The 1132-nt window shown below is 39.0% G+C and carries 1 protein-coding gene; it reads right to left on the reverse strand.

Annotation, left to right across the window (positions count from 1 at the left end; all coding sequences use genetic code 11):
• Window positions 1-1132, reverse strand: a 1132-nt coding sequence (locus Q4Q40_RS24015; RefSeq protein WP_303304596.1) for a condensation domain-containing protein, incomplete at both ends; no start/stop codon positions are given.

Here is a 1132-nt window from a genome sequence, read left to right on the forward strand (position 1 = left end):
CCCTGATGACTCTGAATAGAAGGACGGCTATAATCTGTAGGTAATGATATTGTAGAAACGCCTCTTAATGTATCCTCCCAATACGATAGCTGTTTTTCTAAAAAAGAGCCTGCTACATACTCTTGTTGCCAAATGGCATAATCTGCATATTGTAATGATAATTCTGGTAATTCTGGTGATCGACCTGATGTTAAAGCACTATATAACTCCATGAACTCTGACACCAAAAGACCCTCTGACCAACCATCGCTAGCTATATGATGAAAAACACAGGCTAATACATAATTACCTACTCCCAATTCATAAACACAGGCTCTGAATTTATAATCCTTAGACAAATCAAAGGGAACTTCTAAAGAATTACTTAACAGCGCTTCTAAGTTCGTTCCATCTTCTAGAACAACATGATCCAAAGACCAAGAATCTGATCCCATCACTTCTTGATAGCCTACGCCTTCTTCTGAACAAATAAGCGTACGCAAGACCTCATGACGATCAATAATACTGCGGAAAGCCATTTCTAAAACATCTAGATCCAATACCCCTTCTAAGCGTAAGACCGTGGGAATATGATACGCAATACTCCCTTCTAACGCATCCAAAAACCATAAACGCTCCTGACTAAAGGATAAGGGGATACGCAAGGGGCGGTCCTGAACTACAATCGAGGGTAATAAAACGCCCTCTGTTTTTGATGAGATATGAACTCCTAAAGCAGCTACTGTGGTATGTACAAAAACATCTCGAATAGCAACCTCTATACTTAACTCTTTACGGAGCATAGAAACCAAACGAGTCGCCAATAAACTATGTCCGCCCAAATCAAAGAAATCATCATAAATACCAATCTTATCAATACCTAATAATTCCTGCCAGATACTTACCAATTGCACCTCTATATCACTACTTGGAGCTACATACTCTTGGGTTGATAATTCAGAACTATCAGGTTCTGGTAAGGCTTTCTTATCGATCTTGCCATTACGGGTCAGGGGTAATTCTTCTAATAAAACCCATAGTTGAGGAACCATATAATCTGGTAACTTTTCTCCTAATTGTTCTTGAATACATTTCTTATCGAAATCCCCTTCTACAACAACATAACCGACCAAACGTTTGTTGCCATCTACAT

Source organism: Flavivirga jejuensis (assembly GCF_030540765.1).
GTDB classification, from domain to species: Bacteria; Bacteroidota; Bacteroidia; order Flavobacteriales; family Flavobacteriaceae; genus Flavivirga; species Flavivirga jejuensis.